The 22,149-nt window shown below is 35.3% G+C and carries 19 protein-coding genes; 10 read left to right on the forward strand and 9 right to left on the reverse strand.

Annotated elements, in window-relative coordinates; all coding sequences use genetic code 11:
• Positions 1-22: 22 nt before the first annotated feature.
• Positions 23-2,170 (forward strand): DNA topoisomerase, encoded by a 2,148-nt coding sequence (locus tag LD272_RS14550; protein ID WP_226037341.1) that lies wholly within the window; start codon positions 23-25, stop codon positions 2,168-2,170.
• Between the two features lie 51 nt (positions 2,171-2,221).
• Here LD272_RS14550 and LD272_RS14555 read toward each other — a convergent pair whose 3' ends face one another.
• Positions 2,222-2,359, reverse strand: coding sequence for a hypothetical protein (locus tag LD272_RS14555; RefSeq protein ID WP_226037342.1), 138 nt, complete (start codon positions 2,357-2,359; stop codon positions 2,222-2,224).
• A gap of 191 nt (positions 2,360-2,550) precedes the next feature.
• Between LD272_RS14555 and LD272_RS14560 the strand changes: the two genes are divergently transcribed.
• Positions 2,551-2,934, forward strand: coding sequence for a PH domain-containing protein (locus LD272_RS14560; protein WP_226037343.1), 384 nt, complete (start codon positions 2,551-2,553; stop codon positions 2,932-2,934).
• A gap of 236 nt (positions 2,935-3,170) precedes the next feature.
• Positions 3,171-5,087 carry a putative bifunctional diguanylate cyclase/phosphodiesterase gene (locus LD272_RS14565; protein WP_226037344.1) on the forward strand — a complete coding sequence of 639 codons (1,917 nt, stop codon included), beginning with the start codon at positions 3,171-3,173 and terminating at the stop codon, positions 5,085-5,087.
• 164 nt (positions 5,088-5,251) lie between these two features.
• Here LD272_RS14565 and LD272_RS14570 read toward each other — a convergent pair whose 3' ends face one another.
• Positions 5,252-5,575, reverse strand: a complete 324-nt coding sequence (locus LD272_RS14570) for a hypothetical protein (RefSeq protein ID WP_226037345.1) — start codon at positions 5,573-5,575, stop codon at positions 5,252-5,254.
• A gap of 838 nt (positions 5,576-6,413) precedes the next feature.
• Here LD272_RS14570 and LD272_RS14575 point away from each other — a divergent pair.
• The 4 genes from LD272_RS14575 to dacB all read left to right on the forward strand — a co-directional run bounded on the left by LD272_RS14575 (position 6,414) and on the right by dacB (position 11,535).
• Positions 6,414-7,385 (forward strand): AAA family ATPase, encoded by a 972-nt coding sequence (locus LD272_RS14575; protein ID WP_226037346.1) that lies wholly within the window; start codon positions 6,414-6,416, stop codon positions 7,383-7,385.
• Complete coding sequence (locus tag LD272_RS14580) at positions 7,382-8,515, forward strand: DUF58 domain-containing protein (RefSeq protein WP_226037347.1); 1,134 nt, start codon at positions 7,382-7,384, stop codon at positions 8,513-8,515. The genes LD272_RS14575 and LD272_RS14580 overlap by 4 nt, the downstream gene beginning before the upstream one ends.
• Positions 8,505-9,830: a DUF4129 domain-containing protein gene (locus LD272_RS14585; protein WP_226037348.1), complete on the forward strand. Its 1,326-nt coding sequence runs from the start codon at positions 8,505-8,507 to the stop codon at positions 9,828-9,830. Before LD272_RS14580 ends, LD272_RS14585 begins: the two co-directional genes overlap by 11 nt.
• Positions 9,831-10,044: 214 nt before the next feature.
• Entirely contained in the window at positions 10,045-11,535 is a 1,491-nt protein-coding gene (gene dacB / locus LD272_RS14590; RefSeq protein WP_226037349.1) for a D-alanyl-D-alanine carboxypeptidase/D-alanyl-D-alanine endopeptidase, read from the forward strand.
• A 20-nt stretch (positions 11,536-11,555) separates the two neighbouring features.
• On the opposite strand, the gene LD272_RS14595 is transcribed toward dacB, so the two are convergent.
• From LD272_RS14595 to LD272_RS14615, 5 genes are all read right to left on the reverse strand, one after another.
• Positions 11,556-12,209 carry an SGNH/GDSL hydrolase family protein gene (locus LD272_RS14595; RefSeq protein WP_226037350.1) on the reverse strand — a complete coding sequence of 218 codons (654 nt, stop codon included), beginning with the start codon at positions 12,207-12,209 and terminating at the stop codon, positions 11,556-11,558.
• 89 nt (positions 12,210-12,298) lie between these two features.
• Positions 12,299-12,457 (reverse strand): polysaccharide deacetylase family protein, encoded by a 159-nt coding sequence (locus tag LD272_RS14600; protein WP_226037351.1) that lies wholly within the window; start codon positions 12,455-12,457, stop codon positions 12,299-12,301.
• A 341-nt stretch (positions 12,458-12,798) separates the two neighbouring features.
• Positions 12,799-14,304 (reverse strand): MDR family MFS transporter, encoded by a 1,506-nt coding sequence (locus tag LD272_RS14605; RefSeq protein WP_226037352.1) that lies wholly within the window; start codon positions 14,302-14,304, stop codon positions 12,799-12,801.
• 653 nt (positions 14,305-14,957) lie between these two features.
• Entirely contained in the window at positions 14,958-15,323 is a 366-nt protein-coding gene (locus LD272_RS14610; RefSeq protein ID WP_226037353.1) for a hypothetical protein, read from the reverse strand.
• A 452-nt stretch (positions 15,324-15,775) separates the two neighbouring features.
• On the reverse strand, positions 15,776-16,423 hold the full coding sequence (locus LD272_RS14615; RefSeq protein WP_226037354.1) for a glycoside hydrolase domain-containing protein: 648 nt from the start codon (positions 16,421-16,423) through the stop codon (positions 15,776-15,778).
• A 354-nt stretch (positions 16,424-16,777) separates the two neighbouring features.
• On the opposite strand from LD272_RS14615, the gene LD272_RS14620 reads away from it, so the two are divergent.
• The 3 genes from LD272_RS14620 (at position 16,778) to LD272_RS14630 (ending at position 20,502) form a co-directional block, all read left to right on the forward strand.
• Entirely contained in the window at positions 16,778-18,703 is a 1,926-nt protein-coding gene (locus tag LD272_RS14620) for an ATP-dependent DNA helicase (protein WP_226037355.1), read from the forward strand.
• 147 nt (positions 18,704-18,850) lie between these two features.
• Positions 18,851-19,030: a hypothetical protein gene (locus LD272_RS14625; protein WP_226037356.1), complete on the forward strand. Its 180-nt coding sequence runs from the start codon at positions 18,851-18,853 to the stop codon at positions 19,028-19,030.
• 422 nt (positions 19,031-19,452) lie between these two features.
• A complete protein-coding gene (locus LD272_RS14630; protein WP_226037357.1) occupies positions 19,453-20,502 on the forward strand; it encodes a lactonase family protein in 1,050 nt (349 codons plus the stop codon).
• A 102-nt stretch (positions 20,503-20,604) separates the two neighbouring features.
• On the opposite strand, the gene LD272_RS14635 is transcribed toward LD272_RS14630, so the two are convergent.
• The gene (locus LD272_RS14635; protein ID WP_226037358.1) at positions 20,605-21,072 is read right to left on the reverse strand and encodes a staygreen family protein; all 468 of its coding nucleotides are present in this window, start codon (positions 21,070-21,072) and stop codon (positions 20,605-20,607) included.
• A gap of 699 nt (positions 21,073-21,771) precedes the next feature.
• Positions 21,772-22,020: a DUF6171 family protein gene (locus LD272_RS14640; RefSeq protein ID WP_226037359.1), complete on the reverse strand. Its 249-nt coding sequence runs from the start codon at positions 22,018-22,020 to the stop codon at positions 21,772-21,774.
• Positions 22,021-22,149: the final 129 nt, after the last annotated feature.

A 22,149-nucleotide genomic window follows, 5' to 3' on the forward strand; every position in this document is an offset into this window, starting at 1 on the left:
TAGAAAAATATGGTGATAACTTATGAGATTAATATTAGCTGAGAAACCATCTGTTGCAAAGAACATTGCAGATGCTTTGAAAATCAAAAACAAAAAAGATGGTTATTATGAAGGAAATAATTACTTAATCACTTGGGCTTTTGGCCACTTACTTCAACTGTACGATGCTAAGGATTACGATAGTGGAATGGCTAGGTGGAAGATGGATAATTTTCCGTTTATTCCATCAAAGTTCAAATACAAAGTAAAAAGTAACCCAAGAACAAAAGGACAGGCTGACAGTGGCGCGTCTAAGCAGTTAAAAACGATCCAGTCTTTGATGAAAAGAAATGATGTAGATATGATTATTTCCGCGTGTGACTATGATCGCGAAGGACAATTAATTGGGGATAGTGTGATAAATCACCAAAAAACTGACAAGCCTGTTTATCGGTTGTTACTTAACGAATGGACAGAAGCTGAAGTACTGCAAGGAATAGAAAAGATGAAACCAAATAGTGACATGCAACCGCTACAAGATGCAGGAATTAGCAGGCAATGGGCTGACTGGGTGATTGGAATTAATTTAACCTCCGTTGCAACGTTAAAGTATCAAAAAGGTAAGGGTAAAGCACTTAATATTGGTAGAGTATTACTACCAACTTTAAAAATCATTTATGATCGTGATAAAGAAATTGAGCAGTTTAAACCGGACAATTATTATAAGCTAACAGCAACGTTTCAAACAAAAGACGGACAAGACTATCAAGGCTCATATATTGAAAATGATAAGGAAAAATTCGATAAAAAAGAAGTGCTAGAAGAAGTATCGAAAAAAATAGAAAATAAAAATGCTATTGTCCTCGATAAACAAGTAGAACGGAAAAAGGATTTTGCCCCGTTTTTATTTAATCTTTCCAATTTGCAAGGCTTCATTACGAGCAAGTATAAGGGATGGACATCTGATAAGGTGTTAAAAGTAGCGCAGTCTCTTTATGAGAAAAAGTTTATAACGTATCCAAGAACATCTAGTACCGCCTTAGATGAGAGCCTGGTTGGGAAAACTGCCAATGTGTTAAAGACACTTGTTGAAGATCTCCCGTATAAAGATGAAATTAAATTTACGAAAACAAGGCGTGTATTTAATAATGCAAAAGTGGAGAGCCATAGTGCAATTATCCCTACATATCTAAAGCCAAAGCGGTTAACTACCGATGAGGGGATTGTTTATAATGTGGTTAAAAACCGGTTCATTGCACAATTTATGCCTATTGCAGAATATGAGGAAACAAAACTTACTACCAAAATTGAAGAAGCGCCAATAACGGGCGTGTTTATATCAAAAGGTAAGGTCCAACTTGTAGAAGGATGGAAAAAGGTAGAAAGAATACAATCAAAGGATACCTTGTTGCCATACATACAGGTCGATGACAAGGTTAATTTACTCGATTATGACATTTCCTCTCATGTGACTAAGCCGCCGAAGCGCCATACAGAGAAGACATTGTTGCGTGTAATGGAAACTTGCGGCAAAGGGTATAAAGAAGAGGACGTAGAAGAAGTTTTAACTGGATTTAGTATCGGTACCCCTGCTACAAGAGCAGATACGATGAAAAAACTAAAAGATGTGGGCTATATTACAACAGAATCCAAAAACTTGTTGTGTACTGAATTAGGCAAGAAACTCGTGGATTCATTTCCAATTAAGGATTTATTTGACTTGGAATTCACTGGGCGTCTTGAAAAATCATTAGCCGATATCGAAAAACAACAGGTAAATAAAGACGATTTTCTTAACATAGTATTTACCTTCACAACGGAATCTGTTGAGAAGATAAAGAGTGAAAAAGATGTCACAATTAATCAACTACCATCAAATCAGGGTTCTAGTTCCAAAGAGGTATTAGGTAAGTGCCCTGCATGTGGCAATAATATTATTGAAGGTACAAAGGGATTTGGTTGTAGTAATTGGAGGCAAGGATGTAAATTTGTTGTCTGGAAAAATGATTTTTTCTTAGCAGCAATGAAGAAAAAAGTAACAAAAACAATGGTTAAAGCTCTCTTGAAAGATGAAGTAGCCTTTGTAAAAGGATTAATAAGTAAAAAAGGCAATAAGTTCGATGCTTACTTAAGGTATGAAAAAAATAAGGAAAACGATTTTTATAGCTGGAAAATGGAGTTTAAAAAGTAACAATATAAAGTGAGGAGTATGCTCTTACATACTCTTCACTTTATAAAATGATTAATTTTCACTAGGGTCATACTCATCATTGGTTAAACGATCGACAGTTGTTTGTTCATCTTTCTTCATGTCATCTTCTGTAGCGTTTTCTCCAGGAAGAATCCTCTGGATCGATACCGGGTGCGACCGTTTTATCATAGTGATTATTTTATCGATGAAAATACTCTTGATTTTGTATTCTGTTCACTCGTTTTGTACAATGTAAAATGTTAACTATTCACTGATGATTGCCTAGTGTATAGCTTAATTTTGTTTATAAGTGTGGATTTGTCATTTACAAATAACAAATAGAAAACAATGATAAACTTGAAAAATATGGAGGTATGACAATGTTTGATTCAATAAAGAAAATGGTGAATAAAGCAGGAATTGGTAAGCCAAATATTATGAAAAAGTATATTGATACATTTAAGAAAAATAAATTAGACAGTGATGAGGAGTTATTGGTGTATGCTGCTCCGCTTGCTAAACCGACTGAGCTTTTATTTATTACGGACAAGCGCGTCTTTTATTATAAAATGGGCACCAAAGATACGAGTATGGACCGCATGGTCGACTATAAAGACATTCAATCTTGTGAAATTTCAACAGAAGATAATCATGCTAGTATCATGATTGACACGACATCTACCACGATCACAATGAACAGAGTAGCCATTGATGTTGCGGAAAATGTAAAACAAACCGTTGATAATAAGTTGAATGAACAATAACGAATCAGATTCCTGCGAGTCTCAACAAAAGTTATATTGTTTCTAAAAATAGTATGATAATATAATATTCAAACATAGCAATGAATTCATCGAAAACGGTGAAGAAGTAATACCACGTGGTTAAAGCTCCTAATAAAAAAGGATAACCAAGCTATTTTGTTGTTAATGGCTACAACTTGTAGCGGTCTATCCTTTTAGAGGGCTAGTAATTATATTTGGGAAACGGGTGAAGTGCTTTGGTTTTCAAGAAAAATGTATTAATTGTTTTATTATTTATTACTATTTCCTATATGTTGGTTTTCTTATGGAAACATGATAGCGGTTTCACTAATTCCCTTGAAGGTATTATCTATTTTATTCTCCCACTTTTAAGCATCATTTCATTGCATCAATCGTGGTATCGTAGTAAAGATAACGTTAAATTAACTTTACTATCTAAGCAACAAGAACAGGAATTAGCGATTAGTGAACAAAGGTATCGTTCGTTGTTTCAATATCATACAGACGCTGTTTTTTCTTTGGGTTTAGACGGGAATATTATTGATGCCAATACTAAATTTTTATCTATGACAGAACTTAATGAAACAAAACTAAGGGATTTCAAGTTTTCAACTGTTATTCCACCTATGTCAATGGCGAAAGTATTAAGAAATTTTATTGCAGCTAAAAAGGGGAAATCACAGTACTATGAAATAGCTATTAAGGATTGGAATGGAAATCATAAATATTTAAGTGTTACCTACATACCAATTTTTGCAGAAGACAAAGTTAATGGCGTATTTGGTATAGCGAAAGATTTAACGCAGTTAAAAGAAACAGAGAAAAAAATTAATCATTTAGCATATCATGATCCATTAACTGGTTTACCGAATCGAAGATATTTTGAAAGTTTATTAGATCAAGCTATCGCTGAGGCAGAAGTTAATAACAAGATGCTGGCAGTTTTATTTCTTGATTTAGATCATTTTAAGATTATTAATGATACTTTAGGTCATTCAACTGGTGATGATTTACTCGTTGCTGTTGGACAACGATTAAGTCAATCGTTAGCAAATGACCATATTACAGCAAGACATGGTGGAGATGAATTTATACTGCTCTTAAAAAGCATTGATCACATCGAGCAAGTGATAAACAATGCTGAAAAGGTTTTGGGGAATTTACAACAGCCATTTTTAATTAATAATCATCGTGTTTCAGTTACTCCTAGTATCGGAATTTCTATTTATCCAGAGGATGCAAATAATAGTCAAACGTTAATGAAGCATGCAGATAAGGCGATGTATCGAGTAAAGTATCAAGGAAAGAATCACTATAGCATTTACAAACCATTGAGTGATGGTAAAGCCCTTAGAAAAGTAGCCATTAGCAAGGATATTCACACCGTTTTAGAAGACAATCAGCTAGAAGTACACTACCAGCCACAAATATGCACGACTACAGGTCTAATTTACGGAGTAGAAGCATTAGTGCGCTGGAATCATCCTGGACTTGGATTGATTTCACCTGCTGAATTCATCCCATTAGCGGAAGCAACCGGAGTCATATTTGCTCTTAATGACTGGGTCTTAGATAAAGCTTGTGCCGACCTAAAAAAATGGCATGAACAAGGTTATTTTATCTATATGGCCGTTAATGTATCACCACAGCAATTTTACTCGGAAGAAAGTTTGTCAGAAAAAGTCAACAAGACTCTAGATAAATATCAGGTGAGTTCAAATTACTTGGTAATTGAAATTACCGAGGCTATTGCGATTAACAATATGGATATAGCTATTAACAAATTAATTGAATTACAGGGGTTAGGAGTTCAAATTGCATTAGACGATTTTGGAACTGGTTACTCATCACTATCTTACTTAACCCAATTACCTATTGACACGATCAAGATCGCTCGGGAGGTTATTGATGATATTGGCAGCCGCTCAGCAAGTAAAGCCATACTGTCAGCAGTTGTGACTATGGCTAATGATTTAAACCTTAAGATTGTGCTTGAAGGCGTGGAAAAAGAAGAACAACTTAGGCAATTAATGCATTTTAGAAGTCACTATATGCAAGGGTATTACTTTAGTCGTCCCATCCCTAAATCGGAAATGGATCTACTACTAGATGAATGGAGTGGATCACGACTGTTAAAAGTACTTGCGCTTTAGTCAATTTCATAATATTGATTTTTTGTAATTCTCATCCGGGGATGAGAATTACTGCACAAGGTAATTATGAAATTGATTCACGTAAATAAAACTAGCATTCTATAAAAAGATAGAATGCTAGCATGTTCTGATGTTCTAATTAAAATTTAGTTTAACTAACTTACCTATTCCAAAGCATCCTGCACACCAAGGTTGTCAAGGAGTGTTTTAAGCTCCTCTGTCGCACGATCGGTAGCTTTGAAATATTCTTCTAAACTACAATCTTGAAGATGACGATATCTTTCAATTATTTCATCTAGTGGTTGCCTTTCATCAGATGTTGTATTTAAATAATATGGAGCTATTGCAGTGCACAAAACGGTGAAGGCTCCTTTATCTTTTTCAATAAAGTCCGCTGAAATAACGCCGGCCATTCCACCTTGTTTCTTAATATTTAGTGCCCTTCTTGCCGTAATCTCTAATTTAATAGCTATTTGTTGACCTAACAAGTAATCATCTCCCGATTAGTAAAATTAAAATAAATCAATATCTATCTCAATTTGAGGTTAGTAAACCCTTACCTGAACTAAGATTCACTTTATAGTTTACAAGAAGTTTCGTCTAACATCAAAATTTGTTTGAAGGAAAATAAGACACAGATGTCTAAATAGATGTATAGAGCTAATTTGCTTTGTTGCACAAAAACTATAGACTACGACGTAACTTTGGTTAGGATTTGCTTCCATTCTAATTGAATCGAGTGCCATACCATCGCTTCGTCAGAATACTTCGCTTTCCGTGGGCACGACCTAAAGCCTCAGAATCAAAGAACGATTCTTCCGGGGTCTTCGGCTCGTGGGACTGCGATTACTCGTCCCATCGAAAACCTTTCGCTGTTCCCACAGGACCAGAGATACTTCGAAAGCACCTGATCGCACGAAGAAAATCGATCTTAATTTTCGAGGAGTCTACGTATTATGCCTACGCTGGAAATTGGTGTTCTGATTAATGAGTACTCTATATGCCGTGAAATCAACGTTTCGCGGGTCTTCCTACTTGAACAGAAAGCTATTCTAAGCGAAGGAAATACACGAAGACTCCTGCGGGAGGAAAGGCATAGGTGAGACCCCGCAGCACGAAGCGCGAGGAGGCTCAACAGCCACCCGCGGAAAGCGAGTGTATTTCCGCAGCGACGATTTAGCACTCACCTTAGAAAGAATATGAAAGCAAATCCACATAGCAGATACGTCGCAGTTTCTATCGAATGCGAAGATTTAAAGTAAACAAAGAGAGTCTTAAAAAGAAAGCGCAAACATCATTAATCGTTTAACAAAAGGAGTACATAACATGGAATTAACATCGATTTCGGAGATAGCAGATAAGGTTAAAAAAAATATTCAGAAAGTAATCGTTGGAAAAGAAGAGACCGTGGACCAGTTACTAGTTGCATTAATTGCTTCAGGACATGTGTTACTAGAAGACGTTCCAGGTACCGGAAAAACTTTATTAGCTAAGTCACTAGCACAATCACTAGATTGCTCGTTCAAGAGAATTCAATTCACTCCAGATTTATTACCAACTGATATCACGGGGATAAATTTTTATAACCAGAAACAAGGAGAATTTGAATTCAGGCAAGGCCCAGTATTTGCTAATATTTTATTAGCTGATGAGATTAATCGGGCGACACCAAGAACACAATCTAGTTTACTAGAAAGTATGGAGGAGAGACAAACAACCATTGATGGAGATACGTATCGCTTAAGTAGACCCTTTATTGTTATTGCAACTCAAAATCCGGTAGAAAGTCAAGGGACTTTTCCTTTACCAGAAGCCCAACTGGACCGGTTTTTGTTGAAGGTGAGTCTAGGATATCCTTCTAAAACAGAGGGGATAGAAATTTTAAAACGGTTTAAGGAAAATAATCCTTTTGATCACATCCAAGCAGTAGTTAGTAGCAAGGATATTGTGGATGCTCAACAACTGTATTCCAGTGTTCATGTAAGCGAGGATTTGATTTCTTATTTAATCGATATTGTTGAAAAGACACGAGTACATCCAGAAATTGAGTTAGGAGTTAGTCCGCGTGGAAGCCAAGCACTGTTAAAAGCAATTCAGGTGTATGCAGTCTTGAAGGGAAGAGAATATGTCGTTCCGGACGATATAAAGGCAATGATTAAACCAGTAATGGGACACCGAATTGTACTTACTCCAACAATTGGAAGAAAATCTAATCAAGTTGAGAAGATATTAGATCAACTGATAGAAGAAATCCCTGTACCTACTGAAAACATGTTAGTAAGGGAATTTAGAAAATGAGTCTAGGATGGTTTATCACTCTACTTGTTTTATTCGTGTTGATTCAATCTTTTATTTATCAAAAATGGGGATTAACTAACATTCAATACACTCGCTCTTTTAGTGAACGAACTGTCTTTGAAGGAGAGCAAGTGGAAATGATTGATCAAATTACTAATATGAAAATACTCCCAGTCCCTTGGGTGCGCTTGGATTCTAAAATCAACCGACACTTACTGTTTCCACATCGAATTGAATCGCATGGTGAAGAAGAAAATGAACTTTTTCACCATACATTATTTAGTTTGATTCCTTATCAAAAAGTGACAAGACGGCACAAAGTAATTTGTGGAAAACGTGGTTACTATCGACTAAATACAGTTTCGATATCTACAGGAGATGCATTTGGATTTGGAGAGAATTTTCAACTTGTTCCAGCATTGACTGATATTACGGTATATCCGGCGTTTATTCCTATTGATCAAGTTCCCTTGCCCTCACATAGTTGGTTAGGAGAGATTGTGGTAAGAAGGTGGATAATTGAAGACCCATTTGTTCATGCAGGAGTCAGGGAATTTAGCCAGGGTGATTCAATCAACAGTATCAACTGGAAAGTGACAGCTCGGACTAATCATTTACAAGTGAACAAAAAGGATTATACTGCAGACCATCATTTAATGATCTATCTAAATTTCGATGAAACAGAGGACATATGGCTTCCGATTGAAGATGAAAAGCTTTTTGAACGTGGATTGTCCTATGCTGCTTCTATTTGTCAATATGCAATTTCACAAGGGATTAGCACTGGATTTGGCTGTAATTCCTATCTAGTGGAGCCATTTGGGGGGACCGAGAAAATTAAAGATTCGGTTAGAATCAATCCGAAAAGCAATGCATCTCAACTTACATTAATCCTGGATACGATGGCCAAATTAAAAATGGCAAGAAGTAGAAATTTTAACTATTTTTTAAAGGAAGATATCGATATGAAAATGGAAAACACCGATATTCTTTTAATCACTACTATTATGACGGAACAAATGCAAATCAATATTAGACAATTAGAAATGCTAGGTAATTCAGTAGAGATTTTATGGCTACAAAAAAATCAGTCTACTTATACAACATCAGGTGAACAAAATGTTATTTGATGTAAAAGCCGTGTTTGTAAAATGGATACAGGTCATGATTGAGTTCCTTGTTATTTTTCCGTTTGTTCTTACTATCTCTGTCTATACAATTCCTACTAATCTGCTATCGTATTGGTTGATAAGTTTAGTTGTTGTCCTATTAGTTAGCATTATTTTTCGTTTAATTTTCAAGAATAAAAAGCGCTGGTTTTATATTAGTATTCTAGTCTTATTTAGCTTCGTCCTACCAGTATTATTTGGTAGTGGACAGCTTTCTGTTGTAATTGTTTACATAGTAGCCTTTGTTTTTGGCTACCGGGGAATCGTGTATGCCGAGCAGCCAGGGGAAGATTTCACTGCACCTTCAGTCCTTTGGGCATATGGAATGCCAAGTTACTTTGTTAGTTACTTTGTTTATTTGTATATAGACTCGTTAACAGCATACTCTGAACTTATTTCATGGACTGGAGTAACGTTTGTGATATTAACTCTATTTATATCCAATCGCCAAAAGTTGTTGGATGCAACCTTATCTGTCCAAAAGAAACCTAAACTTAGTCGATCTATTCAAAATCATAATCGATTATTTATTCTTATCACGACTTTGCTCGTTCTAATTGTTGCAAATTTCACAACAATACAAACAGTATTGTATAATCTTATTTCCAAAACAATTCAATTCATTATTTGGTTCTTCTCGTTGTTCGGTACAGAACAATCAATTGAAAAAGAACAAGCTCCTTCAAACGATATGTATTTTTTACCAAATGAAGGCTCGGATCCATCTCTTTTTGCAATTTGGTTAGAAAGAATTTTTTTGACTGTTATGTTTATTTTTATAGCAGCGACAATTCTATTCTTAATCGTCAAATTCTATAAAAAATTTCACAGTAGACTGAAGATAATTTTTTCTTGGTTTGTTCAATTTTTAAATCAGATATTTGGAATAAGTAACCACAAAGAGACAAGTGAAGAGTATATTGATGAAAAGGAAGTAGTCTTTGACCTTAATGATTGGCGAGTTCGTACGAGAGATTGGACTAAAGAGCATGTAATTAATCGGTTTAAACGAAAACGGAACTGGGAGAACCTTACTAACAGTGAAAAAGTGAGGTATCTCTACCATCAATTTGTGTCAGAACAGGTGAAGAACGGTTTTGTGTTCCATTCCTATCAAACGCCTCATGAGACTTTAGAGAAAATAAAAGAACAAAATCAACTATCAACTGATTTGCTCACAAAATTAGAAGAATCCTATCAAGAAGCAAGATATGGAGATGAACAAATTAGTGATAAGACGATTAAATTATTGTCTAGTTTAATTGATCGAAAATAACTACTAATTTCTATACTATTATTCACCTAGAATGGAAATGATATATACCACCGTAATTTTAATGGATAAAAGAGCTTATGTCTGTGATATTCCAAAGGTTTGACACGTGGCAAGGCTAATCATTGTGACCGCAATGAGGCCTTGTCTTACTGTTGTCGAAGTGACCAAGGTGACTTTTAATCTTCAATTTCTTATGGTGAAAAAGGTGGTAATAATGAGTTCTGTCAAACTTAGGCTTAGTTTTTTATTTTTTGTTGGACTATTTTTATTGTTATTGTTCGCAAATTCAACTATTGAAAATCCATCCGCTAACACTACATTAGATCAAAAAGAACTCAGTAAGCAACTGGACCAACTACTAATGAATGAGCCTGACTTACAAGGAGCATTAGCTGGAGTGAGTGTTCGCTCCGCTTCATCTGGAGACATTCTTTATGACCATTTGGGTGATACAAGGTTGAGGCCTGCCTCTAATTTGAAATTGTTAACGGCTGCAACTTCTTTGTCCATTTTAGGAGAGGATTACTCCTTTGAGACAGAAGTGGCTACGGATGGATTTATAAATCAGGATAAATTGGACGGTAATTTGTATTTAATAGGAAGGGGAGACCCGACACTGTTAAAATCTGATTTTGATAACATGGCCAAAAATTTAAGGAATAATGGGTTGAAGGTTATTGAAGGTGACGTGATTGCAGACGACACCTGGTATGACGATGTTCGTTACTCGCAAGATTTAATTTGGAGTGATGAGCATCGTTATTATGGTGCCCAGGTCTCTGCATTAACAGCGTCTCCAAATAAAGATTACGATGCCGGTTCTGTTATCGTCGAAGTTTCACCAGGGGATGAAACGGCTAGTAATGCTATTGTAAGATTTACTCCTAAAACCGATTATCTTACCGTTGAAAACAATGTTGTCACCGTTTCCGTCGACAGTAAAAAAGAGATAACAATCAATCGTGAGCACGGAACAAATAAAATAATTGTTGATGGTACAATTCCGGAGGGCTCGACTAGCACAAAAGAGTGGATAGCTGTTTGGGAACCAACAGGTTATGCTTTAAACTTGTTCAAGCAATCATTAACTAAACACGGAATTATCTGGACTGGATCGCTCAAGACCGGCCGTGCCAAAGGACAAACAAGTACTTTAATTACACATAGTTCAGCTGATCTGCTTGAATTATTGGTACCTTATATGAAGTTGAGTAACAACGGCCATGCTGAGTTATTGGTAAAAGAAATGGGAAAAGTGATTCACGGAGAAGGAAGCTTTGAAAGTGGACTTGAAGTCATTCAAAACGAGCTGGTTAAATTCGGTTTGGACCCGGAAACAGTAGTCATTAGAGATGGATCAGGAATATCACATATTAATTTAATTCCAGTGAATCAACTTTCAAAGCTCTTATACACGATTCAAAAAGAGAAGTGGTTCCCTGCTTATTTGAATTCATTACCTGTTGCTGGTGAAAGTAATCGCATGGTTGGTGGATCATTAAGAAATCGGTTAATATCCACTACCGCCGAGTCAGAAGTCCGTGCAAAAACAGGAACAATATCGACGGTCAGTGGATTGTCTGGCTATGTTAAGACTGCGAGTGGTGAAGAACTCATTTTCTCAATTCTGCTAAATAATCTTATCGACTCTTCTGATGGCAAGAAAATTGAAGATAAAATTGTTTCCTTATTAGTTAGTCAATGAATATATTAGGGCTTGCTCTTTTATTTATTCCAATCAAAATCAATTGTATTTAGAAGGGCTCTTGTAAGAACCATATGACCAGCAGCGGTTGGATGAACTCGGTCCCATGCTAAAGTTGAAGAATAGAGTTCCTTCAATACGGCATTAAATGCAATTTGTGTATCAACAAATAGACAGTCATATTTTTGTGCAATTTGTTGTGCAACCTTACCATATTGATCCATTGTTTGGCGCATGTCGTCTTCTTGGTTACTCTCCAAATAGAAAGGTGTCATTACTATTAATCCTTTAACTAATGGTTTTGTTTCTTTAATTAACTTTTCAAGCGTTTCTTCGTATTCATTAATATAAACGTGGCGATCTTTAATAAAGGGTGTGTCAAATTGTCTCCAAACATCATTTGTACCAATCATAACAGTTAGCCAATCAGGCTTTTGATCTAAAACATCCGTTTGCCACCTTTGCTTTAAATTTCGGACATTATTCCCACTAATTCCTTTATTAACAACTCGAATTCCTATCTCTGGATAAACGGCCTGCAAAAGTGCATCTACAAAGGACACATATCCGTTTCCTAATGCACCAAATAATCCTTCTCCCTCTGGTTGCACTCGATCACAGTCGGTAATTGAATCACCGATAAATAATAATTTTTGACCTTGTTCAAGTTTCATTCTTTTTCTTCCTCTCCATTAACTTAATAGATAAACCGTTCCAAACTATATGTGGACGGATTGCTGTATTAGGTAATTATGAAATTGATTCAGCTAGTCAATAACAAGTGTTTGGAACAGCTTCGATTGTTTGCAATCTTATCTCCGTAGCCATCATGAAAAATAAGAATACTACCATTTCTAATATGGTTTCTGGATGTTGATAGAATATAATCAACACCTGGTAGTTCCCAATCTAGTGAATCCATATTAAGTGCTCCTATTGTGCTGTAGCCTAAATCCTTAGCAAGGGAAGCGATTTCATTATTGTAATCAAGATGCGGTTGTCGAAATGTAGCTGGTTTGTCCTCTATTAGCAGATTCGGCTTTGGACCATCAACAAATGTAATAGCTATGGCTTTATGAGTAGTTTCTACATCATTTAATTATCTTATTTGGGACAATATAACACCCTCTCTGACAAATTTCACCGTACCAAAGTTGGTACAGTGAAATTATCTCATTATTTAAAAAAACTTTCCATATAGTTGATTAAAATAGTAGAATTTTTTCTATCAAAAGAAAAAATTTTATAGAATTTCTTCAATGTTTAACTTTTTGTTTCGCCTTTTGGGAAGAAAAGTGTAAGAAGTAGGGTTAAAATCGCAATCCCAAACAACGCGATATAAACGACATGTAGCGAACTTGTTAAGGAGTCTTTTAATAACTGTTGTGCATGTTCAGATAGCTGATTCATTTGGTTACCATCAAGCAATGAATCCGTATTCTCAAGTGATATTTGTTCATTTAGGTCTGATCCATTTTCCGTTAAATTTTTCTCCATATTCATATTTAAAATACCACCTAGAAACGCCGCACCCAAAGCACTACCAATTATTCGCATGAACATGTTCAAAGAGGTTGCAACACCACGCCTTTTCCAATCAACACTATTCTGAATCGAAACAATAAAGGTTGTACTAGTGAGTCCCATGCCTACCCCAACAACAAATGATCCTACACCAGCATAGATTGGACCTTTTCCTTGATCAAGAAAGACAAATAATAACGCCCCAATAAATAAGGCGATTCCACCTAGGATAGCAGTTGGACGAAAACCTATTCTAAGGACTAGATGTCCAGCAATGGTAGCTGAGATTGGCCAGCCAATTGACATCGCTGAAAGAGTAAATCCTGCAACGATCGCAGAATTACCCATCACACCTTGTACATACGTTGGTAAGAAACTTGCTATGCCAATCATAATCATTCCAGATGTAAGGGTGGCCAAGTTTGCAATGGTTATTAATCGGCTGTTCCAAATTTGAAGTGGCATCATTGGTGACTTGGCACGATTTTCTTGCCACAAAAATAAAAGGCTACTGACGAGAAATAAACCTAATAGCAATAATACTGGGGTAGAGTTCCATGTCCAATTTGTTCCTGCTTGTACTAAAACAACAATAAGAGTGGAAATTGATAGAAAGAATAACCCAGATCCTAAGTAATCAATGGATTGTTTTTTTCTTTCTATATTCTCGTGGAAAAAGAAGACTATTCCAAACATACCAATAATTCCAAGAGGAACATTCATCCAAAAAATCCAAGCCCAATCTGAATAATTGACGATAAACCCTCCAAATAAAGGTCCAATCACAGAGGATATACCCCAAACACTAGCTAAATACCCTTGTACTTTTGCTCGTTCTTGGGTAGTGTACATATCCCCGACAATTGTAGTTACTATTGGATGGATTGCGCCTGCTCCAATACCTTGAATAATACGAAAAACGACCAGCATTGACATTGTCGTTGCAAGACCGCATAAAATGGAGCCAATTAAAAAAATAACAACACCAATAAGAAAAATCGGCTTTCTACCAAACAAATCAGCCAGTTTTCCATAAATAAGAGTTGTTACCGCCTGCATAAGTAAAAAAGAAGAAAAAACCCAACTATAGACAGAAAAGCCGCCCAGATCTCCAACGATATTTGGCATAGCAGTCGCTACAATAGTTCCTTCAATGGCAGCCATAAACATAGAAATCACAAGTGACGCTAAAACTAAAGGACGATGTGTTTTCTTGGCTTTATTTAGTTGAACGGATTGTTCCATAGACTATCCTTCTCCTCCAAGAAAACTGATTATTTAATTAATATAACCTAGATATCTGAAACGTTCAAACAAAGTAATTTGTAAAATAAAAAACATCCCTATTAACGTCAAAATAGTACAAACAAAAATTAACATCCTCTAATTGACGTTAGTAAGGTGCATAATTTAATATGTTATTTTTGATGTTAATTGGAAGTCTAATAACTATCTAGGTAGCTATGTGGAATAAATATCCAAAAACGACCTTCATGAAGTAGATGAAAGTCAAAATGAGCGAGAAATGAAAGGAAAAGATCTTCATGAAGCAGATGAAAGTCAAAATGAGCGAGAAATGAAAGGAAAAGACCTTCATAGGGCTTGTCAGGGCTTGTCAAATAAAGTGTGTAAGTTAAAAACTTATTAAACGTATTTTAAAGCCCTCTCTTTTAAATTTTCATGGAGAAGTAGTTGGTTCATAAAGGATTTTACTTTATCATATAAGCTACCTTTAGTTACATAATCAAAATTTATATACTCAAAAAACACTTGGATAAAACCTCATTTTTATCCAAGTGTTTTTGTATGTTAAACCTATATTTGGTGATAAAAAAATAATGCAAAAAGTTACACTAATAGTTATGTGCTTTGTTGTTTCTCCACGGATAGTGAACTACTTAAGATGCACGTCGCATCCGCTTTTTATTCTTTTGTTTACTCTTTACATATTTATTGTTCACAACACAAATGGTTGCAGTAATAAGTCCAGTAATGATAGCGATTGGTATAGTGGCAAACTTAAGTAATAGAAGTGTTAAGCCTATCGATAACAGTACATACATCAATCTTCTCATTTTTGTCGAAATGCTTAGCCCAAATAAGAGGATGGTTAAAATGGAAGCTACTAGTGCTTCAGTGTAATAGAAGGCAAGTGCCGACAAAAAAGTTAGTAAACCCCAATACCAAAAAGACGCTTTTTGTAAGATTCGGTAATTGTCTTGTTTTTCCTCATGTTCATAGTCAAACTCTCTTTGTTTATCCATGTTTATCCTCTCCATACTTAAGTATCTCATTATATTATAAATGAAGTTTAAGATAAAAGGGAGGATTGACTTGTTATTTACAAATAATCCCAGGGGGGAATAAAACACTAATATCAAATAAGAAAATAGATAAGTCCATAGATCGTTCCACCAATTAGTAGATAAAATAAAAATATCAATAGTAACAGTTTCATTGCTTTTCTCCTTTAATTACTAATTAGCTGTAGTTTGCGCATACTGACTTATAATCAAACATAAATAATGTAAAAAATACCATTGCATTCTATTATTCAACCGTGCTATATTATATAAGCGATGAGCTATTTTGTGTAAGACGAAGAATTTGCTTAACAGCTAAACGTCGAATGTGGTCGACGGTTCTTTGCCACAAAACGTACATGACACTTGATTTTAAAATCAAGTGTCTTTTTCTTTCTTTTACATAAAATTGGTTACCATGTCATGTCGAACAACCGTTGATCAATTAGATTTGTGTCAATTGGGCATGATGATGCATCCTGACCATATTGCCAGCCCCATACGTTAGCGTTACAACGTGGAGTGGATGGATTAAAGTTAGGTGCGTTTCTTTTCTTACTAATTCCTGGTTTTGGTTCAGCACTCCAGAGGACAGCTTGGTTAGCTACTTGCTGATTTTCAGTTACTGCTTGGCAGTAAGCAGCTCTAAAACCACCTTCGTCCGAATTATTATAAAAACCTGGTTTGTATCCAGTAGGGAACATTGCTTCTACATAACCGCGAATCCAAGCAGAGTCAATCTCAAAAAAGTTTTCTACGTACGCAAATAAGATTTTACCTTCTGGAATACCTAATCTTTTAGCATGAAAAGAAGCATTTTGCGCTGTAACTCGACCTTGTCTATTACCGGTAGCACTGGTGAAATTATTGTGAATTGATAAGACTTTCGTACCGCTATTGTGAAGTAACTCGATTTCTTTTTGGGTCATTCCTTCGGCAGCACCCTCAACCGTTGTTAAATATCTACCCCAATAGTTTGGTTTTCCGTAGTTCTTTAATACACAGTCATATAGTTGTTTCGTAACCGTCGACGCAGATTTGACGCCCCATAAATAACTCAAGGTAACAAAATCCTTTCTACTATCTATAATTTAAGTCCTTATATCTATATGGAAATGGTTTATGAATGGACACTTATTAAGAAAAATCTGTACAATGGATAAAGAAGGGGAGATTAATGAGGCAATCAACTAGAAAGACTTTATGCGTCGTTATTCTGGAATGATAGCTGTTTTTACTATTTAGGGCCTTCCACGTATGCTAAATTAGACACTGCAACAGAAATCTTTACAAAAGAACATGAAGAATAGCCTCCCAATAATTAGCTGTATGATAAAAACTGCAGTGTACATAGTAAAACTGTATGTCAGGACGCGATTATTCTTTTCATGAAAACAAAAGGAGATACATTTTTAATGGCAAAGTCACTTCCATTTACAATTTCTAAAACAGAAAATTTCTTTAATCGCCTTGGTGATTATGTTGGAGATGTATTCTACGATATTTTACCAGAGCAAGGCTACGAGCTTCGTGATGAACAAATTTACATGGCATTTCAGATTGAACAGGCCTTTAAAAATAAATCGACAATATTTGCTGAGGCTGGTGTGGGAACTGGTAAGACATTTGTCTATCTACTATATGCCATCTGTTATGCTCGTTACAAAAGAAAACCAGCAATTATCTCATGTGCAGATGAAACTTTAATCGAGCAACTTGTCAAAGAAGGCGGCGATATCGAAAAGCTTGAAAAGGCTCTTGGTATTACGATTGATGTTCGATTGGCAAAAGCGCGTGAACAATATGTTTGTATTAAGAAATTAGATCCATTAGCAGATAAAACAGACGATGAAGATATTCTTCGTGTACACGATCAAATTCCTGATTTTGTTTTTGAACAAGGTTCTTCGATGCAATCGTTTGAACGATATGGTGATCGTAAGGAATATCCATGGGTACCAAATGATAAGTGGGAAAAGGTTGCATGGGATCCGCTTCAACAATGCTCTACTTGTGAATGGCGTCATCGAAGTGGTCAAACGTTAAATCGTGAGTATTACCGTCATGCAACAGACTTAATCATTTGTTCACATGACTTTTATATGGAACACGTATGGACAAAGGATTCCCGTAAACGTGAGGGGCAAATGCCATTATTACCAGAGGCAAGCAGTGTCGTCTTTGATGAAGGGCATCTGTTGGAATTCGCTGCACAAAAAGCACTAACGTATCGATTTCATTCAGAAACACTATCTAGTGTCCTGACAGGATATATGAGCCAAGATGTGCGCGAAGAATCATTATATTTAATTGAAGACATATTAATGCTTCATGATGAGTGGTTTGATCTCTTGACAGAAACAGCAACATTAGTAGAAGGTTCGAATCGAAGAGAAGTACCGCGGTCAAAACAGATGATGGAACTTGCAACTAAAATGAATGAAAAAGTTCAATTACTTTTGGAACAGCTTGTATTTGATTCTGAACTGTTTACCATTGATGATTATCACGTCAAAATAATTGAAGAATACTTGGAATTCTTTTCTTATGGACTCGGCATTTTGTTAAAAGGAGATCAGGGCATTTTTTGGCTTGAGGAAAATGAATCTCAGACATCATTTGTAATCATGCCAAGGCTAGTCGAAGATGTTCTAAGAGAACAAGTTTTTTCACAAGCGACACCGTTTGTTTTTTCATCAGCAACATTAGCACAAGGAGGAGATTTTAGCTATATTGCTGGAAGTTTGGGTATTAATAGATATGATTCATTCGCAGTTCAATCTCCATTTGATTATCAAAAACAAATGCAAGGCATTGGACATGTTCAGTTAAATGAAGAAGAGAAGTGGCAGCAAATAACTGAAGACTTAAATAGGCACGGCGGGAAATCACTAGTACTGTTTTCATCGAAGCAAGAGATGGATCGATTTCGAAATTGGTCAGGTCAAAACTTGTGGGACTTTACAATGATTTATGAAGGCGACCGAGAAATAAGTGAGTCAATTAAAAATTTCCAGCTAAACCAATCTTCTGTTCTATGTTCTTATAATTTATGGGAAGGACTAGATGTACCTGGTGAAGCATTGTCACAAGTGATTATTTCTTCGTTACCTTTTCCGCCACAAGACCCTGTCTTTCAAGCAAAACGAAACCATGCAAAAAATCCTGTTGATGAAGTTGATACTCCTTATATGATACTTCGTCTTAGACAAGGTATTGGTCGTCTAATTCGAACTAGTTCGGATAAGGGTATAATTCATATTTGGTTGGATGAAAGCCAAAAGCATTTGTATAATAAAGAGATTGAACAGATTTTACCAGTCGATTTGAATTGGATTTAGACTTCTTAATTATCCACTGATTGCATGTCTTGATCGATTACGTTTATTCACGTTAAATCGTTTTAATCACTCCCAATTTATAACGGGCATTCTTTTAAATTTACAGGACAAATTATAAAGGATTGATAATTAGGGGGTGAAAAAAACATGGCAAATCAACAACGTGGAAGAATGATGCCAATCGTAGCATCAGTTGGCATCGGTGCAGCTGCGTACTATAGCATGACAAGAGGTAAGGGTGTTGGAAATATGGCCCAACAATTTATGCCAGGTATGTCTGGAATGGGCGGACAAGGTCAAGGACAACAACAAAACCAACAAAAATAATACAGTAACTTTAACTTTTTATAAGGAGCAGACTTTTCGGAGTCTGCTTTTACATATTCACTTTATTGGTCCCTAGAAATTCTTTTGTTAATCTATTGGCCAAACATTACAATTAGTTTAAGCACACATCAATTTAGCTCTCTACAACAGTTGGTCCTTTCACAGGACGAACGGTAAATTGGTTTGGAATTTATTCATTTAGTTGAAAGTATTATGAACGATTTCGATGGAAGAACTTCCAAAAGTATTATTAAAGGTAAGGTACGTAATTGGAACAATCAAATCGTCAAAATATAATAAATGTAGAGTGAAATCAAAGCCAATCTAACTTTAACTAACTTAGATTGTATCCATTAATAGAAATCGGTTTATTGTTTTGATATAATAAATTTTAGATTACCGATAAGAAGGAGTTTACATTCATGTCAAATAATAGTAAATATATGGGTTATGTTGGTACATACACGAAAGTTGAAAGTAAAGGGGTATATTCATTTACGCTGGATGCAGAAAAAGGTGAAATCAATGATGTAAAGCTTGCTGCTGAACTAGACAATCCTACCTATGTTACAGTTAGTGACAATAACAGCAATTTGTATGCTGTCGCTAAAGAAGGCGAACTTGGAGGAGTTACTGCTTTTTCGGTAGGTCAATCAGGAGAACTGACCAAATTAAACAGTCAAGCATCTGCTGGCTCGCCACCATGCCATCTGAGTGTTAGTAGTGACAATAGTAATGTCGTTACAGCTAATTACCATACAACAAAAATTGAATCTTATTTAACAAATGAAGATGGATCAATAAATCCTGCTACTTCTGTTGTTGAGCATGAAGGAACTGGACCTCATGATAGACAAGATAAGCCACATTTACATTTTGCTGGATATACACCAGACGAGAAATATGTAATTGCTATTGATTTGGGAAGTGATCGAATTATTACGTATGCAGTTGATAATGGCGCTTTAACAGAAGCTGAAACGTTTATGACAGAACCTGGAAGTGGCCCGAGACATATCGTGTTTCACCCAAACGGAAAGTACGCTTACGTAATGACTGAACTAAGTTCAGAAGTAGTTGTGTTAAATTACCATGCAGATGGAAGTTTTTCTGAGCTACCTTCAATTTCAACGATTCCTGAGGATTTTAATGAAACAAATGATGGAAGTGCCATTCATATTACTTCTGATGGGAAATTTGTTTATGCTGGTAATCGAGGCCATAATAGCATTGCTGTTTTTAGTGTCGACCAAAGTACCGGAGAACTTAGCTTTGTTGAAAGGACATCCACTGAAGGAGATTGGCCGAGAGATTTTGTTTTAGATCCATCAGAAAAATTTATTGTCGCTTCGAATCAAAAATCGAATACACTTGTATTATTTGGAAGAGATGAATCTACAGGTAAATTAAACCTACTACAGTCTGGCATAAAAGTACCTGAACCGGTATGTGTGAAATTCTTGAACTTTTAGCACATCCTGAAATATATCCCCTTTTTGTTTTGCGCATAAGGATAAATCTTATGTTATAAATCTAAAGGGGATATTTTTATTTTAAATAAAGCGTAACAATCATCAAGGTGCATCAATTAGATATTCTCTGGGGGTGCCATAAAATAACAGGTTATCAAATTGAGGGTAGATGGATTGAAATGATATATAGATAGGTGAGTCTAAAAGTGTCCTATAATTCATATAAAACTGTCTGTCACCATTGATAATTGCTTTTAGTGCAAGCTCCATTTCTCTTTGGAAAGTAATATATCTTATTTTTGAAGTTTTTATATCAAACTCTCCACTGCTAACGTAAACTTGACAAAATAATGTATACTCTTCATTGCTTTTTTTTCTCCAAATCCCAATTACTTCATCCCTCATTTTAAGATTTATCTTGGCATTGTTATATTGATAGCCAATACTTAAAAATAATTGTCCTGTATTATCTGAATGAGTTAATGTGTACTTCCTCTCATCAGTTGGATGTAATTCATTTGCTGGTGAAATAAATTGAACAGATAATTTTTCAGGGTTAAATTCAGACAACTTAATCATCTCCATAAAAGTAGTTATAGTAAACTATGATTTAGATTTTATTAAGTGAAGATGAATTTGTACCTATTTATTTATATCGTCGTTGCACTAATGATTGGTTTATCTTTTCAGGAAGGTAATCAGCATTTAAACATTGTTATAATCTCGCTACTTTCTGCTCGGAAGAAAGGTGACAATTTATTCCTTGATTTTGTGGGAATGACGATTGGAGTGATATTCTTTTTTTTGTAGAGCCTCCTATATATTGTATTTTTGATCTTTGCTCGTTCTATTATTAGTGATTACACAAAGTCTGAAGTAGCGTCACTTATTCAAGACAACTTGTTAGAGATGATTATTTCGGACAATGGGATGGGGAAGAGGTTATCGAAATATCCCAAAACGAAAAAAGCAAGAAGCGGTTAATCTTGCAGAAGAATAAAGAACAAAAGTTGAAAAACATCAATTTAACAACATTGATTACGTTACTTCAAGTTTGGTGTAGTAATTTCACAAGAAAATGATTCAACAGAAACATTGTTAAATAGAGTTTATGAGTTATGATATAAGGCAAAACTAAAAGGAAGAAATCAAGTTCGGTTTTAAACAGAATCTTAGTGAAAATACAGAATAAATTAAAACTTTAGCTTACGCAAATTTATTTTTATTTTAGTGTCACAAGTAGAAATTCTTTCGGCTCTTTTCCTTAGGCTACCATTTCGCGCCTGTTGGAAAAGGGCATTTTTTATATGCTAGCTTTGCTCTAAACTTTACAAAGCAACCACAATGACTACATGTTGTGTTGTATAATAACGAGGGACAACTCCTACATAACTCCAATCTCTCTTTATATAATACATCGTTAGCTAAATCTTCCTCAAATTGTAATTGTTCTTCTACAAGAGTATCAATTTCTTCTTCTGAGACAATTACTGAAGTCGAACAACCTTTACAAGTCATGCTTAGATCCCCTTTTAAAAATATTTTTAACTAAATTATAACACTTATACCATATTCAGTTAGTTATTAGTTTTGACCGATTAAATCATACTAAATAGAATAAACAAAATCTTTATAGGAAGACTAATT

Origin of the sequence: Aquibacillus saliphilus (genome assembly GCF_020404745.1) — a bacterium.
Taxonomy (GTDB): domain Bacteria; phylum Bacillota; class Bacilli; order Bacillales; family Amphibacillaceae; genus Aquibacillus; species Aquibacillus saliphilus.